Genomic DNA, 16,606 nt, shown 5'->3' on the forward strand with positions numbered 1-16,606 from the left:
TTCCCGGCTAGAATGTTCAGCCATGAACCATGCCATTGATCACCGCCTGTCCACCCGCCTGGCCTTCCTGACCGCAGGCCTTGTCATGTCCGCCTGGGCGCCGCTGGTGCCCTATGCGAAGGAGCGCCTGCAACTGGCGGAGGGCCCGCTCGGCTTGCTGCTGCTTTGCCTTGGCCTCGGTTCGCTGCTGACCATGCCGCTGACCGGCGCCCTGGCGGCGCGCTTTGGCTGCCGCAAGGTGGTGCTGTGGGCGGCTCTGGTGGTCTGCCTGGCCCTGCCCGGCCTGGCGCTGGCGCCGACCGCGCTGCTGCTCGGCCTGGTGCTGTTCGTGTTTGGCGCCGCGTTGGGGACGATGGACGTGGCGATGAATGTGCAAGCCGTGATTGTCGAGAAAGCCAGCGGCGGCGCCCTGATGTCGGGCTTCCACGGCATGTTCAGCCTGGGCGGCTTTGCCGGCGCGGGCGGCATGGCGCTGCTGCTGTGGCTGGGCAGCGGCCCGCTGGCCGCCTGCCTGGCCATCGTTGCCTTGAGCGGCCTCCTGCTGTGGCGCGCCAGCCCCGACCTGCTGCACCAGCCGGAAGCGCGCGACGGCAGTACGCCTACCTTCGTCATGCCGCATGGCGCCGTGATCTTTATCGGCGTTCTGTGCTTCATCGTCTTCCTGGCCGAAGGGGCGATGCTCGACTGGAGCGCCGTCTTCCTGACCGCCGAGCGCGGGCTGGAGGAAGGCCGCGCCGGCCTCGGCTACGCGGCCTTCGCGGTTGCCATGACTGTCGGCCGCCTGACTGGCGACCGGGTGGTGGGCCGCTTCGGCGGGCGCCGCGTGCTGCTGGTGGGCGGCTTGTGCGCCGCCGCCGGCTTCTTCACGGCAGTCGCAGCGCCTTCGCCGGCCGCGGCCCTGGCGGGCTTCGTGCTGGTCGGCCTGGGCGCCTCGAATATCGTGCCGATCCTGTTCACCGCGGCCGGCAACCAGCGCGCCATGCCGGCCAGCCTGGCTATCGCCGCCATCACCACCATCGGCTACGCGGGCGTCCTGGCCGGCCCGGCCATGATCGGCTTTGTCGCCCACCTGACCAGCCTGGAACTGGCGTTTGCCGCCCTGGGCGGCGCGCTGTTGCTGGTAGCCGCCAGCAGTCGCCTGGTGCGGGTCCACTCCTGACGCAGCGCAAACCGGCGCCCCGGCTACCGGGCTACGCTTGGCTCAAGTGCATCGGCAGGCCGCGCTCATGGTAAGCTTCGTGCCCGCGCAGCATCCCGCCCGCGTTCCCCCACCGAAACACTTAACAGAATCACAATGGATATCGTTCTTGCGCTGAAGGCTCTGATCATGGGTCTGGTCGAAGGATTTACCGAATTCCTGCCGATTTCTTCCACCGGCCACCTGGTGCTGGCGGGTAGCCTGTTGAATTTCACGGGTGAGAAAGCCAAGGTGTTCGAGATCGCCATCCAGGGCGGTGCCATGGTGGCCGTGATCTGGGAGTACCACAAGAAGATCGGCGAAGTCCTGTTGGGCATGTTCAGCGACGCGCGCGCACGCCGCTTTGCGCTCAACGTGGCGGTGGCCTTCATTCCAGCGGCCGCGCTGGGATACCTGTTCGAAAAGAAGATCAAGGCGGTGCTATTTGCGCCGGAGCCGGTGGCGCTGGCCTTCATCATCGGCGGCCTGATCATCCTGTGGGTCGAGCGCCGTGCCAGGAATAACCCGGTCGCCGTGCGCGTGCAGTCGGTGGACGATATGACCCTGCTCGACGCGCTGAAAGTCGGCTTCGCCCAGGTGTTCGCCCTGATTCCCGGCACCAGCCGCTCCGGCGCCACCATCATCGGCGGCATGATGTTCGGCCTGTCGCGCAAAGTAGCGACCGAATTCTCGTTTTTCCTTGCCATCCCGACCTTGCTGGCCGCCACCTTCTACTCGCTGTGGAAGGACCGCGCGCTGCTGAGCGCCGCCGACCTGCCGCTGTTCAGCATCGGCGCCGTGGTGGCGTTCGTGTCGGCCTTCGCCTGCATCCGCTGGCTGCTGCGCTACATCAGCACCCACACTTTCACCATCTTCGCCTGGTACCGCATCGTGTTCGGCATCGTGGTGATTGCCACTGCCTACACCGGCACGATCGTTTGGGCCGAATAAGAGCATGACCGGCCAGGATATCAACCAGCGCGCCCTGCACCTGCTCCAGACCGTATTCGGCTACCCAGCCTTCCGCGGCCAGCAGGGGCAGATTGTCGAGCAGGTCGGCAATGGCGGCGATGCCCTGGTGCTGATGCCGACCGGCGGCGGCAAGTCGCTGTGCTACCAGATTCCCGCCATGCTGCGCGAGGGCGTAGGCGTGGTGGTATCGCCGCTGATCGCGCTGATGCAGGACCAGGTCGACGCGCTGGCCGAAGTCGGCGTGCGCGCGGCCTTCCTGAATTCCACGCAAACCTATGAAGAGGCGGCGCGCATCGAACGCCTGGTGCGCACCAACCAGATCGACCTGCTGTACGTGGCGCCGGAGCGCCTGCTGACGCAGCGTTGCTTCGACCTGCTGCAGGATTCCCATATCGCGCTGTTCGCCATCGACGAGGCGCACTGCGTATCGCAATGGGGCCACGACTTCCGTCCGGAATACATCAAGCTGTCGGTGCTGCACGAGCAGTTCCCGAATGTGCCGCGCATCGCGCTGACGGCCACCGCCGACCAGCAGACGCGCGCCGAGATCATCCACCGCCTGGCGCTGAACGATGCCGCGCAATTCGTCTCCTCATTCGACCGCCCGAACATCCGCTACCAGATCGTCGAGAAAACCAACGGCCGCAAACAGCTGCTGGACTTCATCACGGCCGAGCATGCCGGCGATTGCGGCATCGTGTACTGCCTGTCGCGCAAGAAGGTGGAAGAGACGGCGGAGTTCCTGAACGAGCACGGCGTGCGCGCCATGGCCTACCATGCCGGCATGGAGCATGCGAAGCGCGCCGATAACCAGGCACGTTTCCTGCGCGAGGAGAATATCGTGATGGTCGCCACCATCGCCTTCGGCATGGGCATCGACAAGCCGGACGTGCGTTTCGTCTGCCACCTCGACCTGCCGAAGTCGATCGAGGGCTACTACCAGGAGACCGGTCGCGCCGGCCGCGACGGCATGCCGGCCAGCGCCTGGATGTCCTACGGCCTGCAGGACGTGGTGCTGCAGCGGCGCATGATCGACGAGTCGGAAGCCGACGAGAATTTCAAGCGCGTGCTGTCCACCAAGCTCGACTCCATGCTGGGCCTGTGCGAGACCCTGAGCTGCCGCCGCGTGCGCCTGCTGGAGTACTTCGGCGAGCCTGCCACGCCTTGCGGCAATTGCGATACCTGCCTGATTCCGCCGGTGTCCTTCGACGGCACGGTACCGGTGCAGAAGCTGCTGTCGGCCATCTACCGCTGCGACCAGCGCTTTGCCGCCGGCCACGTGATCGACGTGCTGCGCGGCGCCGAGTCCGAACGCATCCAGACCTGGCACCACGACAAGCTGTCCGTATTCGGCATCGGCGCCGACCGCAGCGAGCAGGAATGGCGCGCCATCCTGCGCCAGGTGATCGCGCTGGGACTGGTCACCGTCGACCACGAACAATTCAGCTCGCTCAAGCTGACCGACGCCGCGCGCCCGGTGCTGAAAGGCGGCCAGAAAGTACAACTGCGCCAGTACCAGAAGCCGGTCAAGCAGAAACGCAGCTCGGCGCCGAAAGGCTACGAGGAAACCAACCTGGATGGCGACGAACAGCGCTTGTTCGACCGCCTGCGTTCCTGGCGCATGGGTGCGGCGCGCGAACACAGCGTGCCGGCCTATGTGATCTTCAACGACGCCACGCTGCGCGAAATCGCCAAGGTGCGGCCGGCCACGCTGGACCAGATGCGCGGCATCTCGGGCGTGGGCGAGAAGAAGCTGGTGTCCTACGGCGACGAAATCGTCAGGCTGATCGCCGACCTGGCCTGAGGCGCAGGCTACCCAGCAGCGCCAGCCCGGCCAGCAACAGTGCACCCTGTGCCGGCTCAGGCACGGGCGACAGCAGGAAATTCGCCTGCGCGTCCCATTCATTCGCGCCGCGTGCCAGAATCTGGCCGCTGGCGTTGATGCTCCAGGCACTTTGCAACATCCAGCCGGCGTATTGCTCCTCGTTCCACAAGCGGTCCAGCGCATAGGGCTGGTCCTGGTACCAGAGCATGGCCCGCCGGTACTCGGTTTCGCCCACCACGCTGCCCGCATCGTTGATGTCGTAGGCATAGTCGGACCACAATTCCTGGTGCTCCCACGGGTCGCCGCGCATGAGCAGTGTGAAGGCATTGGCATTGTCCTGGAAACCGGCCAGCCGCCCTTCGCTGTTCAGCGCCCGAATGTCATAGTCGTACGCCAGGTGATACGCGCCAAAGACGCCGTCTTGCCAGCTCCTCACGCCAAATTCACCGGTATGGCCGCCGATCACCATGCCCATGTCGTTGATCAAGCGCGGCCGGTAATCGTCAAACCGCTGCGGTGCACTGCCATCGGCCCACTCGATGAAGCCGATCGGGCCCGTGCCCGACGCACCGGAGCTGAAGCCGATAATGTCGCCGCGGTTGTTCAGGCCGGACGCATAACCGCCCGAGCCTGCGAACGTCAGCAGTTCCATCGCCCCGCCATTGCGCCACACGACCGGCTGCGATTGCGAAAACCCGGGGATCGTGACATTGCCGACCACCGTCCCCTGGTTATTGAAGCCGGTGAGGCTGAAATGACCGGCGACGCCCGACAAGTGCACGAGCGAACCGTCAGGGCTCCAGATGACCGGCTTGCCGTCCTGGCCGATTCCCGCGATTTGTCCGGCATCGTTCAGGAACTGCGGGGTGAACTGGCCGTCAAGCCTGAGGGCCCGGTAGGCCGGCGCTTCCTGCGCATGAGCGTTGCAGGCCAGCACGGCCAGCAAGGATGCCGATGCCATGCGGGTCAACGATTTTCGCTGCGCCAGCCAGCGCGCCGCCAACACCAGCAGACCGGCCAGCAACAACATGGCGGCCTGGGGCTCAGGCACCGGCGACAGCAGGAATTTCCCATAGCCCCCAAGCGGGTCCAGCGCGGTCGCGAGGATCGCACCGCTTTCATTGATGTCCCAGGCATTGAGCAAAGTCCAGCCCGAATAGGATGCATGGTCCCACAAATGGTCGAGGTTATAGGCGCGCTCCTGGTACCACAGCATAGCGTGCAAGGAATATTCAGTCTCGCCAACGACACTGCCTGCGTCATTGAGGTCAGCGGCAGTGCCGGACCACAGGTCTTGCACTTCGCGCTGCCCCGCCCTATCGATCGCCGAAAACGCATGCATGCTCTCGTGGGTGCCCGCCATGCGCCCTTCATTGTTGAGCGCGCGGATGTTCAAGTCATCAATCGAAGACGCGCCGAATACACCGTCCTGCCAGCTCCTGGCGCCGTATTCGCCGCTACGCCGGCCAAGAACGAAACCGTGGTCATTGATCATGTGTGGGAAATAATCGTCGAACAGCTGCGGCACCGCGCCGTCGCCCCACTGGATGAAGCCAACCTGTCCCGAGCCCGTGTTGGAGGCGCCTGCCATATAGCCGATAATGTCGCCGCGGTTGTTGATTCCTTCCGTATAACCACCCAGGCCCTGCAGCGGCAAACGCTGCACCGCGCCTCCGTTGCGCCATACGACCGGCTGCGGCAGGCTGTAGCCCGGGATCACCCCATTGCCGACGACCGTGCCCTGGTTGTTGAAGCCGGTGATGGTGAGCTGGCTGACGTTGCCCGCCAGTGGCTGCAACGATCCGTCCCGATGCCAGATCATCGGCCTGCCATCCGGGCCGACGCCCGCGACCTGGCCCAGGTCATTCAAAAACTGCGGGGTGAACTGGCCGTCAAACTTGAAGGCTTGATAGGTGGGCGCATTCTGCGCGTGCGCGGCGCCGGCAAGCAGCGCCAGCACAGCCAACAGCATTCGAGCAAACTTGAGCATGGCAACCTCCTGTGTGTGGACAGGAGCCAATGCTGCGCCAGCGCGGTGGGCCGCGCGCGCGCCAGCTCAAATCGTGCGCATCGGCGCGATAGCATTGCGCGCTATAGCGCGATGCAAGCCGCCAAGCAGGGCCAGGCCGGCAAGCAGCATGGCCGCCGTGGCGGTTTCAGGCACCGGCGACAGCAACAACACCTGCTGCGCGAAGTTTGCCTCATTGCTGGCAATGACCACGATCTCGCCGGCATCGTTGATGTCTTCCGCGAAGAACAGGCTCCAGCCGTCCCAGCCGCTGTTGTCCCACAGGGTGTTCAGGTCGTAAGTCCGGCCGCCGGAATACATCATGGCATGCCGCGCGCCTTCCCAGTAACCGACTGCCACGCCCGCGTTGTTGATGGCGTTGGCATAGCCGAGGCCGTAGGTCTCCAGCTGATCGCCTTTCCAGATCGCGCCATAGACGGTGGTAATTTCGCTGGAGGTACCTCCGGCGGCCCAGCCTTTGTCGTTGATGTCGCGAGCCAAGGAATACCCCTGGTCCGGCAGCTCATGGTAAATGCCCCCCTGCCAGACTGCAGCGTCCTGGGTCGCGCCGCGCAAGGTGCCGACGACCTGCTCCTGCTCATTGATCGCCCAGGGAAGCAGGCCGTGCAGCCAATTCCTCTGGCCATCCTTGTAGATGAAGTACTCGTCACGCGGGCCCTGTTCGCCAGGCACGGCACGCGCCATCGCGACAATCGTGCCCTGGTTATTGATGGCAAGGGCTGCCCCGCCATATCTACCCGCCTCGAACGTGACCGGTTGCCGCCCCAACTGCCAGATGGTCGGATGCGCATCGGACGATCCAACCAGCTGGCCCACGTCATTCATGTCGCCCAGATAGGCTTGTTCGCCGCTGCCTGTCAGGTAAGCGAGTCCGGTGCCGCGCCGCCAGAGCGCCACGCGGCCGCCGGCCGTGCCGGCGACGTCACCCGCGTTGTTGATGACCAGTTTTGCGCTATCGAAGGGGAGCGCGGTGGCGCGATAAGCGGGCGGCACCTGGGCCGCGGCGAATAGCGGCAACGAAAACGCAAGGGCAAGGGCAAGGCCGCACATGGGGGCAATCAGCTTCATGGCAATCTCCAACCGAAGGCACAGTCGCCAATGGTGGACGTGGCCCGTCAACCGCGCGCGCTACGCATCCTATCGTGCGCAGCGTGGCGATAGGGTCAGGACTTGAGTCCGGCAGCCAACTGGCGGTAGCGGCCGGGCGGCGCCCCAACCGCTTCGCTGAAGCGATGGCTGAAGTGGCTCATGTCGGCATAGCCGCAAGCTTCCGCCACCTGCTGCAGCGGCAGGCGGCCAGCGCGCAACAAGCCCCGTGCCCGCTCGACGCGGCGCGCGGCGATCCACGCCGATGGCGGCATGCCAAAGCTGATGCGGAACATGCGCGCCAAGTGGAATTCCGACATGCGCGCAAGCTGCGCCAGCATGCCCAGCGTGATGTTCTGGTCGAGGTGAGCCTCGATGTACTCATGCAGGCGGCGCCGCACCAGGGGCGCCAGGCCACCGCGCAGCCGCAAGCCGGGCTTGACCATCGATTGCGAGCGCAGCAGCTCGCTCAGGGCTTCATGGGTGATTTCATTGGCGCGCAGCAGTTGGTCGGCGTCATCCCACGGCTGCTGCAGCAAGTCACCGCACAATTGCACCAGGCGCGGGTTCTCGAAATACGTCCTGTCCTGCAGCGTCAACTCGCGTGGTTCGCGGTCCAGTTCCGCCACCGCGCGCCGCGTAAAGTGTTCGGGCATGAAGTACACATGCAGCATGCGCAACTGGCCGCGCACCACCCACTCCGACTCATGCCAGTCCGGCAATGAGCACAGGCGCTGCGGCGCGCCATATTGCCCTGGCAAACCTTCGCGCTCGACTTCATAGCCGCCGCCCAGGTAGCACGACAAGGTATGGTGGCCCGGCTGGCGATATTCGGTGAACGCCTCCGGCGTGCTGCGATGCCAGACCGCCGCCGCCAGCCCATCGCCAAGCCAGGCAAAGCGTTCCAGCGTCGCATCGGTGCCGGACATGGTGCGGAACACCGCATGCGACATCGCATCGCCCGGCTGCTCCGCCAGCGCGGCACGCGCCGCCGCCCCTACGCGTTTGCGGGGAACGGCATCATCAAGTTGTCCAGTCAGTGGCTTCACGCCGAAAAGTCTAGCACGGCCGCTCCCGCCCCGCCGGCGGTCCCGCCGATTTGCGCAAGCTCAGACAAGGCTGTCGGGAAAATTGACAGTGGCATCCGGGCCAGATACCACTTATCCATAAGAATCAGTAACTTGCAGGCACGGGGTATAGAAATTGCTTATTGCATTTGAATCAATACTATCAACTAGCTATTGTTCTGAAAGGAAATCTCGATGAAGAAGCTCGCTTGCCTCGCAGCCCTGTCGCTGGCCGCCTTTGCAGCACATGCAGGCCCGATCCAGCTAGACCTGACCAGCGGCGTGTTCGCCAATAACAACGGCTCGGCCGTTGTCGATACCTACACCGAAGACGGCTTCCGCCTGCGCACGGTGCGTGCAGGGGACCATTTCGATCCAAACTTCCTTGGCGACATCGGCATCCATAACGGTTTCCAGAATGCCGATGACGTGAGCTGGGTCATCGACTTCTTCGGCGCCAGCTTCAGCCTGGTCAACATCAATATCGCCGCTTATGCCGATGGCGCGAATTCGATCACCGTCACCGGCTCCAACGGTGTGACCCAAACCTTGTCGGGACTCGGCACCCTGGCCATCGCCGGCATGGGTGACGTGACTTCGGTTGTCTTCAACATCGACCAGGACGGCGGCACACAGGGCTTTGGCTTCTCCGAAATCAACGTCGACACCACGCCAGGGCAGCAAGTGCCGGTGCCAGGCACGCTGGCGCTGCTTGGCCTTGGATTGTCCGCGCTGGGCATCTCCCGCCGTCGCACAGGGAAATAAGCAGGGAAATAAAAAACGCAGCAAGTTCAGACAACTGCCAGGGTGCGGCAAGCGGCACACTGGCAGGACTATGAATACTGCCCTCTACCTCACCACGGTGCTCATCTGGGGCACCACCTGGATCGCGATCAAGTTCCAACTCGGCGTCGTCGCAGCGCCGGTGTCGATCGCTTATCGTTTCTGGATCGCGGCGCTGGTGCTGATGCTGATCCTGCTGGTGCGCAGGCAGCAGATCCTGCCGCCGCGCTCAGCGTGGCGCTACCTGGTCGCGCAAGGCCTCGCCCTGTTCTGCTGCAATTTCCTGTGCTTCTACTACGCCACCATGTGGGTGCCGAGCGGATTGGTGGCGGTGGTGTTTTCCACCGCGCCGATCTGGAATGCGATCAACGGGCGCCTCTTCATGAACCGCCCGATCCGCCCGCAGGTACTCGGTGGCGCGCTGCTGGGATTGGCGGGCATCGTGATGCTGTTCCTGCCTTCGATGCAGGGGCATTGGAACGATTCCGGCATGCTTGGCGGCCTGGGACTGGCCCTGCTGGGCACCTTGTGCTTCTCGACCGGCAACCTGCTCTCCAGCCGGATGCAGGCACTGGGCATGCAGCCGTGGCTGACCAACACCTGGGCCATGCTGTGCGGCGCGACTATCCTGACGATTGGCGCGCTGGCGCTTGGCATGCCATTCAACTTCGACCCAAGCCCGCGCTATGTCGGCGCGTTGCTCTACCTGGCTGTGCCGGGATCGGTGGTTGCCTTCACGGCTTACCTGATGCTGGTGGGGAGGATCGGGCCGGACCGCGCGGCTTACTGCACGGTGCTGTTCCCGGTGGTGGCGCTGACGGTGTCCACCGTCTTCGAAGGCTACCAGTGGAGCGGCATGGCGCTGGCCGGGCTGCTGCTGGTCATCGGAGGGAATTTGCTGGCCTTCATGCCGGCGCGGGCGAAGGCCCAGGCGCCGGCGGCTGCCTAACTTACTTCTTGGTGAAAACCAGGTCCCACACACCGTGGCCCAGTTTCAGGCCACGGTTTTCGAACTTGGTCAGCGGGCGGTATGCCGGCTGCGGCGCGTAGCCTTCGGCGGTGTTCTGCAGCGCCGGCTCGGCGCTCAGCACTTCCAGCATCTGCACCGCGTAATCTTCCCAGTCGGTCGCCAGGTGGATGTAGCCGCCCGGCGCCAGGTGGTCGCACAGGGTCTTCACGAATGGCGTCTGGATCAGGCGGCGCTTGTTGTGGCGCGCCTTGTGCCAAGGGTCCGGGAAGTAGATATGCACGCCTGCCAGCGAACCGGCCGGGATCATGTCGCGCAGTACTTCAACGGCATCGTGCTGGATCAGGCGCAGGTTGGTGATGCCTTCGTCGCCAATCATCTTGAGCAGGCTGCCCACGCCAGGCGTATGCACTTCCACGCCGATGAAATCCTTCTCCGGCATGACCTTGGCGATGTGGGCGGTGGTGCCGCCCATGCCGAAACCGATCTCCAGGATCACCGGCGCCTTGCGGCCGAATGCCTGCTCGTAATCCAGCGCTTCCTTCTTGTGCTCAATCAGGAATTGCGGGCCGAACTCCTTCAGTCCACGTTCCTGGCCCGTGGACAGGCGGCCAGCACGCGTAACGAAGCTGCGAATGCGGTGTTCGGTCGGGTCATAGAGCATTTTGCCCTTTGGCGTGGATTCGGAAGACATGGCTAAACGTGCAAGGAAAAGGGGCGATTATACCATTCCGGTTTTATCGCCCGGCCTGCGATAATAGCGGGTCTTGTCCCTTAGGAAGTCCCCTGAAATGGCCCTCGCATTGAACATCCTGATCATCGTCCTGGCACTGGTAACGCTGTATTTCCTGCTGAAGGGCGGCCCGCAAGCCACGCCGGCGCCAACAGGCAAGCCGGTGGGCGGGTCTTACACCCCGCTGCCGCAAGGGGAGCCGGTGCACCATTGGACCGACGAAGGCCGCTTCCAGCTTGAAGTACTGGGCGAATCGCGCTACTCCGACACGATTCGCGCCCTGGCCGGCGAGCATGGCGAGGCGGCAGCGGACGCCCGCCACAAGGCGCTGCTGCTGGCGGACGACAACAATCCCTACGAAGACAAGGCGGTGGCCGTCTTCCTCAACAACGAGATGGTCGGCTACCTGGCACCAAAAGACGCCGCGGCCTTCCGCACCATGCTGGCGCGCCAGGAAATCACCGGCCAGTTGACGTCGACCGACGCCGTCATCCGCGGCGGCCAGGTGTACGAAGGCAAGCGCCTGGCATACGCAGTGTGGCTGGACGTCAACCTGTCGTAATCGCCCCACGCACAATTGAATTTTTGGCATCCCTATGCCATATTGCGGCTTTATATTTTTGATAATTCCGCAAAGGATGCCCATGAAGACCAAATTCGCCCTGCTGCTGCCCGTCCTGTTGCTGGCCGCATGCGCCAAGAAGCACCCGGAACCTGAGGCAGCACCGGCTGCCGCGCCAGCTCCTGCCACTGCAGCCGCTGCTCCGGCCCCGGCACCCGCCGCCGCGCCGGCACCTGTCGCCGCCGCTGCAGCTGCCCCGGCCGGCAACACGCCCCTGCCGACGCCGGTGATCTCCACCGAAAACATGAGCGACGAGCAAAGGGAAACCGCCAAGCGCCAGGCCAAGCTCGACTACTCGAACATGGAGCAGGACTATATGGCCGATCCCGGAGCACAGTGGGCTAGCGCGGCTAGCGCCAGCTCGAACTACAGCGACAGCTACAACGCCTCCAAGGCCACCGGCAAGGTCGATGGCAACTACTGGTCCACCAAAGACAGCGATATCGGTTTCGATTCGCTGGAAGTGACTTTCGACAAGCCGGTCAACGCAACCCAGCTGCGCGTGGCGGTGGCCGAATCCTATGGCCTGGAAGGCATTACCAAGGTAGAGCTGCAAGATACCGATGGCAAATGGAACACCGTCTGGTCCGGCGTGCACAGCGTGAAAGCCGACAACCGCGGCCCGCGCACCTGGTTCGTGCAGCCGATCGAGAAAACGTCGTACAAGGCCAAGGCAGCGCGCATCACCAAGTCCAACAACATCACCACCCATCGCCTGCAGGTCGACGCCGTACAGCTGATCGGTTCCTGATCGGGCGCCCTGCCTTTCCCGGCAGGCGTATCATGGCCCTGGCAGCTAGCAGGAGGGAATCATGGAACGCGAACGGGCAAAGGCAGGCGATGCGGTGCGGCCAATCGGCTGGCACCATAAGATGCTGGTGATTCGCACCACGCCGGGCCGCACGGGCCGGAATGATGACGAGGATGTGTTGTGCCGCTGGCACGACAGCGACGGCGAACACCAGCAAACTTTCAAATCAGGACAGCTTGAAGTCCTGAATTCGGCCGCGCAAGCCCGCAACCCGCGCGGCCGAACGCTTATTTGAGCAGGCCGAAGACTTTGGAGATCGCCTTGCTGCCATAGGAAATCGGATTCTCGCGGATTTTCTTCTCTTCTTCCCCGATCATCAGGAACAGGCCATCCAACGCGCGCTGGGTGACGTAGCTTTCCACCGAAGCCTGCTCTTCAGTGGCCAGGCCGAATTTGGTGGCCTGCGCCATGGCGCCATTGAACTGGGCAGACAGCTTGGACTTGTCCGTCACGCCTTTCACGATCGGCTTGAATTTCACCGCCAGCGGTGCAGCGGTCTTCTCCTTGAAGAAGTCGGTGACCGAGGTTTCGCCGCCGGTCAGGATCGCCTTCGCATCGCTCAGCGTCATCGATTTGACGGCATTCACCAGCAACGGCTTCGCCAGCGGGACCGCTTGCTCGGCAGCGCGGTTCATCGCGTTTTCCAGCTCATCGAGTTGTTCGCCGCGACCGGTCATTTCCAGGATCGGGCGGGCTTTTTCCAGCACACGCGGCAGCCTGATGCGCACCGCATCGTTGTTCAGGAAACCGCCTTCAACGCCCAGCTTGCCCACAGCCGCCACCGAACCGGCTTCCAGCGCGGCTTTCAAGCCGCCGCCCGCTTCCTTCTCGGTCAACGCGTCCAATGGGTTTGCAAAGGCGCTGGCGGCGAGCGCCAGGCCGGCCAGCAGGGTGGATACTTGTTGTGTGATGCTCATGGCGCACCTCCTTGGTTACAAAGTCTCAACCCTACCATAAGGAGCACGCTTCCAGGCAAGACTCGCCACGGCCGCCAGCACGCAAGCCATGCCCGCCAGTTGCGGCGGCGTGATGGCTTCATGCAGGATGGTGTTGGCCAGCAGCGTCGCGGAGATCGGCGACAAGGCCGTGAACAATGCTGCCTCCGCCCCACTGATGCGCGCCGCGCCGGCGTACCACAGGACAAAGCCCAGCACCGTCGGCACCAGGGCGTAATACAGCACCGCCTGCAAGGCGCCGGCGCTGATGCTGACCTGCCATGGCTGCTCGATCGCCAACGCGGCGCCGCCCGCGAACAGCAGGCCCAGGGCGCACATCAACGTCGACAACGGCAACGCTTCGATCGGCGCGTGCAGCCGCTTGTTCAGCAGGATGAAGAACGACTCGCAGGCCACGGCGGCCAGCACCAGCGCCGCTCCGAACAGGCGCCCGGACTCGCTGGCAACGCCGGGCGCCGCGCCGCCCTCCGCTCCCGCCGACGGCAAGCCCACGCCGCTCGCCACCAGCACCCCAAGCGCGGCCAAGGCGATCGCCCCCAGCAGCCGCAACGTAGGGCGCTCGCCAAGACCCAGCACGGCAAATGCCGCTGTCACGATCGGTAGCGTGCCGACCAGCACACCGGCAGTAGCCGCACTGGTGAACGACATTCCCGAGATCAGCAGCACCGTATAGCCCACACTTCCCGCGCCAGCCTGCAGCGCCAGCAAAGCGGCATCGCGCCGCCCGATACGCGGCCAGCGCGCCCGCATCAGCCAGCACAAGGCAAGAAACACCGGCAACGCCACGACAAACCGCAAAGCCGTTGCCGTGAACGGCGGCAGTCCCGCAGCGATCACCTTGCTGGCCACCACCGTGCTGCCGACTGTCACCATCGCCAGCGCGCAATACAGATATCCCACCATATGCAGCCTCCATGAACGAAAGCTGAAGGCTAAACCATTTGGCGCATTCAGGTCTTGAACGAAATTGCAAAAGCGCCCGGGGCGACGCCATATTTGCGGGTGAATACGCGGGTCATATGGCTCTGGTCCGCGAACCCGCTGCCGGCGGCGGCATCTGCCAACGCCGTGCCACCGGCAATCAAGCGGCGCGCCAGCAGGATGCGGCGATGAATAAGATAGGCGTGTGGCGTAAAACCCGTATTGCGGGAAAACGATCGCACCAGCTGGAAGCGGCTCAAGCCGCAGGCATCGGCCAATTCGGCCAGAGACCAGTCGGCCAGGGGATCGTCTTCCATCATCGACTGGGCGATTGCAGTGGGCGCAGCAGCACGCGTCACAGCGGCGCGACGGCGGAGCAAGGTCTGTGCCATCAGGTCGAGCAAGTGGTGTTCGGCAGCCAGCCGGGCACCCGGCAGTGCCGAGGTGGCCGCGATGTAGGCCCGAATGAAGCCTGCGGCCAGGCGAGTATCCTGCAGCACCGGCGCCTTGAACTCCAGCGAGGCACCGCCAGCGCCGACGTCCGCTTCGTGCAGCAGGTCGGCAGCATAGCCAGGTTCCAGGTACAACATCTTCCAGCTACGTCCGCCGTCACCGAGCGGCGCACCGTCGTGAACTTCGTTCGGATTCACGGTGATCACATCGCCCGGGCCAGACTCCACCGTGCCGCAGCCGCTGAACGACTTCGATCCGCCGTGCGTAAGCAGGCCGATGCCAAACTGTTCGTGGGTATGCCGGGAAAAGGATTGGCTACTATGCGCTTCCACCGCCTGGATACGCGCATCACCACACGGCAGCACCTGGAAGTTCGCTTTGGCCATCGTCAAAGTAGGGTTGGATTGAAAACACCCGCGTGCCCCGCATGATACGGGGCAGTGAGGGACTTTGACAACGGCCGGCGCCAGCGCTCAGTGACTGCCGCGCAGCTTCCTGAATACAAGATTCCGAACTTCATCCACCACAACCTGGAATCCGGTGATCGCCCTGTTTTTTCCTCGAATGAATTTGATGCCGGCCATGAAGCGTTTGTCGCCGGCAAACATGTCGGGATTCGTCGGCTTGAACTTGACCGTGCCCACCCGGATATTGTTTGCGGTAAGCCCGCCAGGCCCTGCATCAAGGACAAAAGAAGAATCCAGTTCTTCGCTGTAGAAAGTTCCGGCGAATTGCGCCAATTCGTCTTTCGTATAAGGCGCCGGCTTGTAGGATTGGTAAACAATCGGGTCGCTGCCGTCCATGGTGAATTGCAGCTCCAGTCCCGATGCTGTTTCGACGAACTTGATGAGGAATGTATCGTCGCTTTCAACCTTCACCTGGAAAACCGCCCCTCCCAATGGAAGCAACTCTCGCCCTTCCGCCCCTTCGGTCCTGCTGAAGTGCAGTGCACCGTCCTTGACATGGACTTTTGCGGAAATGGCGCGCACCGGATTCCAGTAGTCCCCCTCGTATTTCTGCATCTGCCGGGCCGTCAGCTTCACGGACGCGATCTTGCCAAAATCGATCGTTGCGGGTTGCGGGAAATGATCCTTCAGCAAAACGGTTGCCAGGCGCATGCCGTAACCTCCGCTGTAGGCCAGGCCGGAGCTCAATGTGATCACCGTGAAGTCCTGGCCCGGGAAACGGAAAATGGAACTCGCATACCCGCCGGAAGTGCCATACTGGTAGACCTTGGATATACCCCGCTCCTGTCCAACGTGCTGCTGGCCGTATATCGAAACACTGGACATATCCTTCACTACCGTGCCGCCGTCGAGCCGTATGGGCGACTCCAGTTTTTCAACCAGGGACTGGATGCCGGGCGCCTTCGACGAGAGGTGTGCCCGCCAGATGCCCATGTCCCTGACGGATGTATAAAGGTTGGTCGGACCGGCGACGTTGCCGCCGCCATAGTCCTTCCTGTACGTTCCGTTTTCGCCAATCCGATAGGGAACGGCCGTGTTCGGCAAAGGAATGCCGCCGTCGTAGACGAACAAGGTATTCGACATTCCCAGCGGAGCGAAGATGCGATCCCGGCAGTAGACCTCGAACGTCTGGCCCGAAACCGCCTCCACAATCCTGGCCAGCACGACAAAGCGCGTATCACCGCTTGGAGAATACGCCTGACCCGGCGTGAAGTTCAAAGCCTTCTGCCTGCTGATGAACTGCAGGACCGTCTTGTGCAGCTCGGGCTCCCTGGACTCCCATCCCGCCAACGAGTTCAACACCTTGTAGCCGTGCAGTCCGTCAGTTGAGCTCAGCAAATGCCTGACCGTGAGCTTCGCGCCGAAATCCGGCATGTCGGGCAGGTACTTCCGGACATCCTCGTCGAGCTGAATTTTTCCCTGCTGTTCCAGCATCAGCGTGGCGATCGCGACAAACTCCCAAGCCAGTTTGTCGACCTGGAATTTGGTATCCACAGTTGCAGGGATCTTGTGCTCCAGGTCAGCGCTTCCGAAGGCCTTCTGGTAGATCGGCTTGCCGTTCCTGAGCGCGATGATCGCCAGCGCAGGCTTGTCGGGAGAATCGACTTCGCCAAGGATTTTCTCAATTGCTTGTGCTGACACTGGATCGATTTCATTCCCGGCGTATCCCACCAAGGGCAAGGACAGCAGACATGCCAGCAGCAGTTGAGTGGCCGCCATGTAATGGTTTTTCATTGC

16 protein-coding genes are annotated in these 16,606 nt (G+C 63.4%); 8 read left to right on the forward strand and 8 right to left on the reverse strand.

Annotated elements, in window-relative coordinates; translation table 11 throughout:
- Positions 1-22: 22 nt before the first annotated feature.
- From BM269_RS17975 to recQ, 3 genes are all read left to right on the forward strand, one after another.
- Entirely contained in the window at positions 23-1,159 is a 1,137-nt protein-coding gene (locus BM269_RS17975) for an MFS transporter (protein ID WP_090439799.1), read from the forward strand.
- A gap of 135 nt (positions 1,160-1,294) precedes the next feature.
- Positions 1,295-2,128: an undecaprenyl-diphosphate phosphatase gene (locus tag BM269_RS17980; protein ID WP_090439802.1), complete on the forward strand. Its 834-nt coding sequence runs from the start codon at positions 1,295-1,297 to the stop codon at positions 2,126-2,128.
- A 4-nt stretch (positions 2,129-2,132) separates the two neighbouring features.
- Positions 2,133-3,953 carry a DNA helicase RecQ gene (gene recQ, locus BM269_RS17985; protein WP_090439805.1) on the forward strand — a complete coding sequence of 607 codons (1,821 nt, stop codon included), beginning with the start codon at positions 2,133-2,135 and terminating at the stop codon, positions 3,951-3,953.
- Here recQ and BM269_RS17990 read toward each other — a convergent pair.
- The 3 genes from BM269_RS17990 to BM269_RS18000 all read right to left on the reverse strand — a co-directional run bounded on the left by BM269_RS17990 (position 3,928) and on the right by BM269_RS18000 (position 8,042).
- Entirely contained in the window at positions 3,928-5,964 is a 2,037-nt protein-coding gene (locus BM269_RS17990) for a hypothetical protein (RefSeq protein ID WP_139232783.1), read from the reverse strand. The genes recQ and BM269_RS17990 overlap by 26 nt on opposite strands.
- 66 nt (positions 5,965-6,030) lie before the next feature.
- A complete protein-coding gene (locus BM269_RS17995; RefSeq protein WP_090439811.1) occupies positions 6,031-7,071 on the reverse strand; it encodes a hypothetical protein in 1,041 nt (346 codons plus the stop codon).
- 95 nt (positions 7,072-7,166) lie between these two features.
- Complete coding sequence (locus BM269_RS18000; protein ID WP_090439815.1) at positions 7,167-8,042, reverse strand: AraC family transcriptional regulator; 876 nt, start codon at positions 8,040-8,042, stop codon at positions 7,167-7,169.
- 309 nt (positions 8,043-8,351) lie between these two features.
- Here BM269_RS18000 and BM269_RS18005 point away from each other — a divergent pair, with 309 nt between their 5' ends.
- Together BM269_RS18005 and BM269_RS18010 are read left to right on the forward strand one after the other, a co-directional pair.
- Positions 8,352-8,921 (forward strand): PEP-CTERM sorting domain-containing protein, encoded by a 570-nt coding sequence (locus BM269_RS18005; protein WP_090439818.1) that lies wholly within the window; start codon positions 8,352-8,354, stop codon positions 8,919-8,921.
- Between the two features lie 70 nt (positions 8,922-8,991).
- The gene (locus tag BM269_RS18010) at positions 8,992-9,888 is read left to right on the forward strand and encodes a DMT family transporter (protein ID WP_090439821.1); all 897 of its coding nucleotides are present in this window, start codon (positions 8,992-8,994) and stop codon (positions 9,886-9,888) included.
- A gap of 1 nt (position 9,889) precedes the next feature.
- On the opposite strand, the gene trmB is transcribed toward BM269_RS18010, so the two are convergent.
- The gene (gene trmB / locus BM269_RS18015; protein WP_090440246.1) at positions 9,890-10,570 is read right to left on the reverse strand and encodes a tRNA (guanosine(46)-N7)-methyltransferase TrmB; all 681 of its coding nucleotides are present in this window, start codon (positions 10,568-10,570) and stop codon (positions 9,890-9,892) included.
- A 127-nt stretch (positions 10,571-10,697) separates the two neighbouring features.
- Between trmB and BM269_RS18020 the strand changes: the two genes are divergently transcribed.
- The 3 genes from BM269_RS18020 to BM269_RS18030 all read left to right on the forward strand — a co-directional run bounded on the left by BM269_RS18020 (position 10,698) and on the right by BM269_RS18030 (position 12,307).
- Positions 10,698-11,201: a hypothetical protein gene (locus tag BM269_RS18020; RefSeq protein ID WP_090439824.1), complete on the forward strand. Its 504-nt coding sequence runs from the start codon at positions 10,698-10,700 to the stop codon at positions 11,199-11,201.
- Positions 11,202-11,283: 82 nt separating this feature from the next.
- The gene (locus BM269_RS18025; protein ID WP_090439829.1) at positions 11,284-12,012 is read left to right on the forward strand and encodes a hypothetical protein; all 729 of its coding nucleotides are present in this window, start codon (positions 11,284-11,286) and stop codon (positions 12,010-12,012) included.
- A 61-nt stretch (positions 12,013-12,073) separates the two neighbouring features.
- The gene (locus BM269_RS18030) at positions 12,074-12,307 is read left to right on the forward strand and encodes a hypothetical protein (protein WP_090439832.1); all 234 of its coding nucleotides are present in this window, start codon (positions 12,074-12,076) and stop codon (positions 12,305-12,307) included.
- Here BM269_RS18030 and BM269_RS18035 read toward each other — a convergent pair.
- The 4 genes from BM269_RS18035 to BM269_RS18050 all read right to left on the reverse strand — a co-directional run bounded on the left by BM269_RS18035 (position 12,300) and on the right by BM269_RS18050 (position 16,603).
- Positions 12,300-12,989, reverse strand: a complete 690-nt coding sequence (locus tag BM269_RS18035) for a DUF4197 domain-containing protein (RefSeq protein WP_090439835.1) — start codon at positions 12,987-12,989, stop codon at positions 12,300-12,302. The two genes, BM269_RS18030 and BM269_RS18035, sit on opposite strands and share 8 nt — an antisense overlap.
- A gap of 15 nt (positions 12,990-13,004) precedes the next feature.
- On the reverse strand, positions 13,005-13,931 hold the full coding sequence (locus BM269_RS18040) for a DMT family transporter (RefSeq protein WP_090439838.1): 927 nt from the start codon (positions 13,929-13,931) through the stop codon (positions 13,005-13,007).
- A 47-nt stretch (positions 13,932-13,978) separates the two neighbouring features.
- Positions 13,979-14,788 (reverse strand): AraC family transcriptional regulator, encoded by an 810-nt coding sequence (locus BM269_RS18045; protein ID WP_090439841.1) that lies wholly within the window; start codon positions 14,786-14,788, stop codon positions 13,979-13,981.
- Between the two features lie 87 nt (positions 14,789-14,875).
- A complete protein-coding gene (locus tag BM269_RS18050) occupies positions 14,876-16,603 on the reverse strand; it encodes a serine hydrolase domain-containing protein (protein ID WP_090439844.1) in 1,728 nt (575 codons plus the stop codon).
- Between the last annotated feature and the right edge of the window lie 3 nt (positions 16,604-16,606).

Origin of the sequence: Duganella sp. CF458 (genome assembly GCF_900113115.1) — a bacterium.
In the GTDB taxonomy this organism is placed as follows: Bacteria; Pseudomonadota; Gammaproteobacteria; order Burkholderiales; family Burkholderiaceae_D; genus Rugamonas.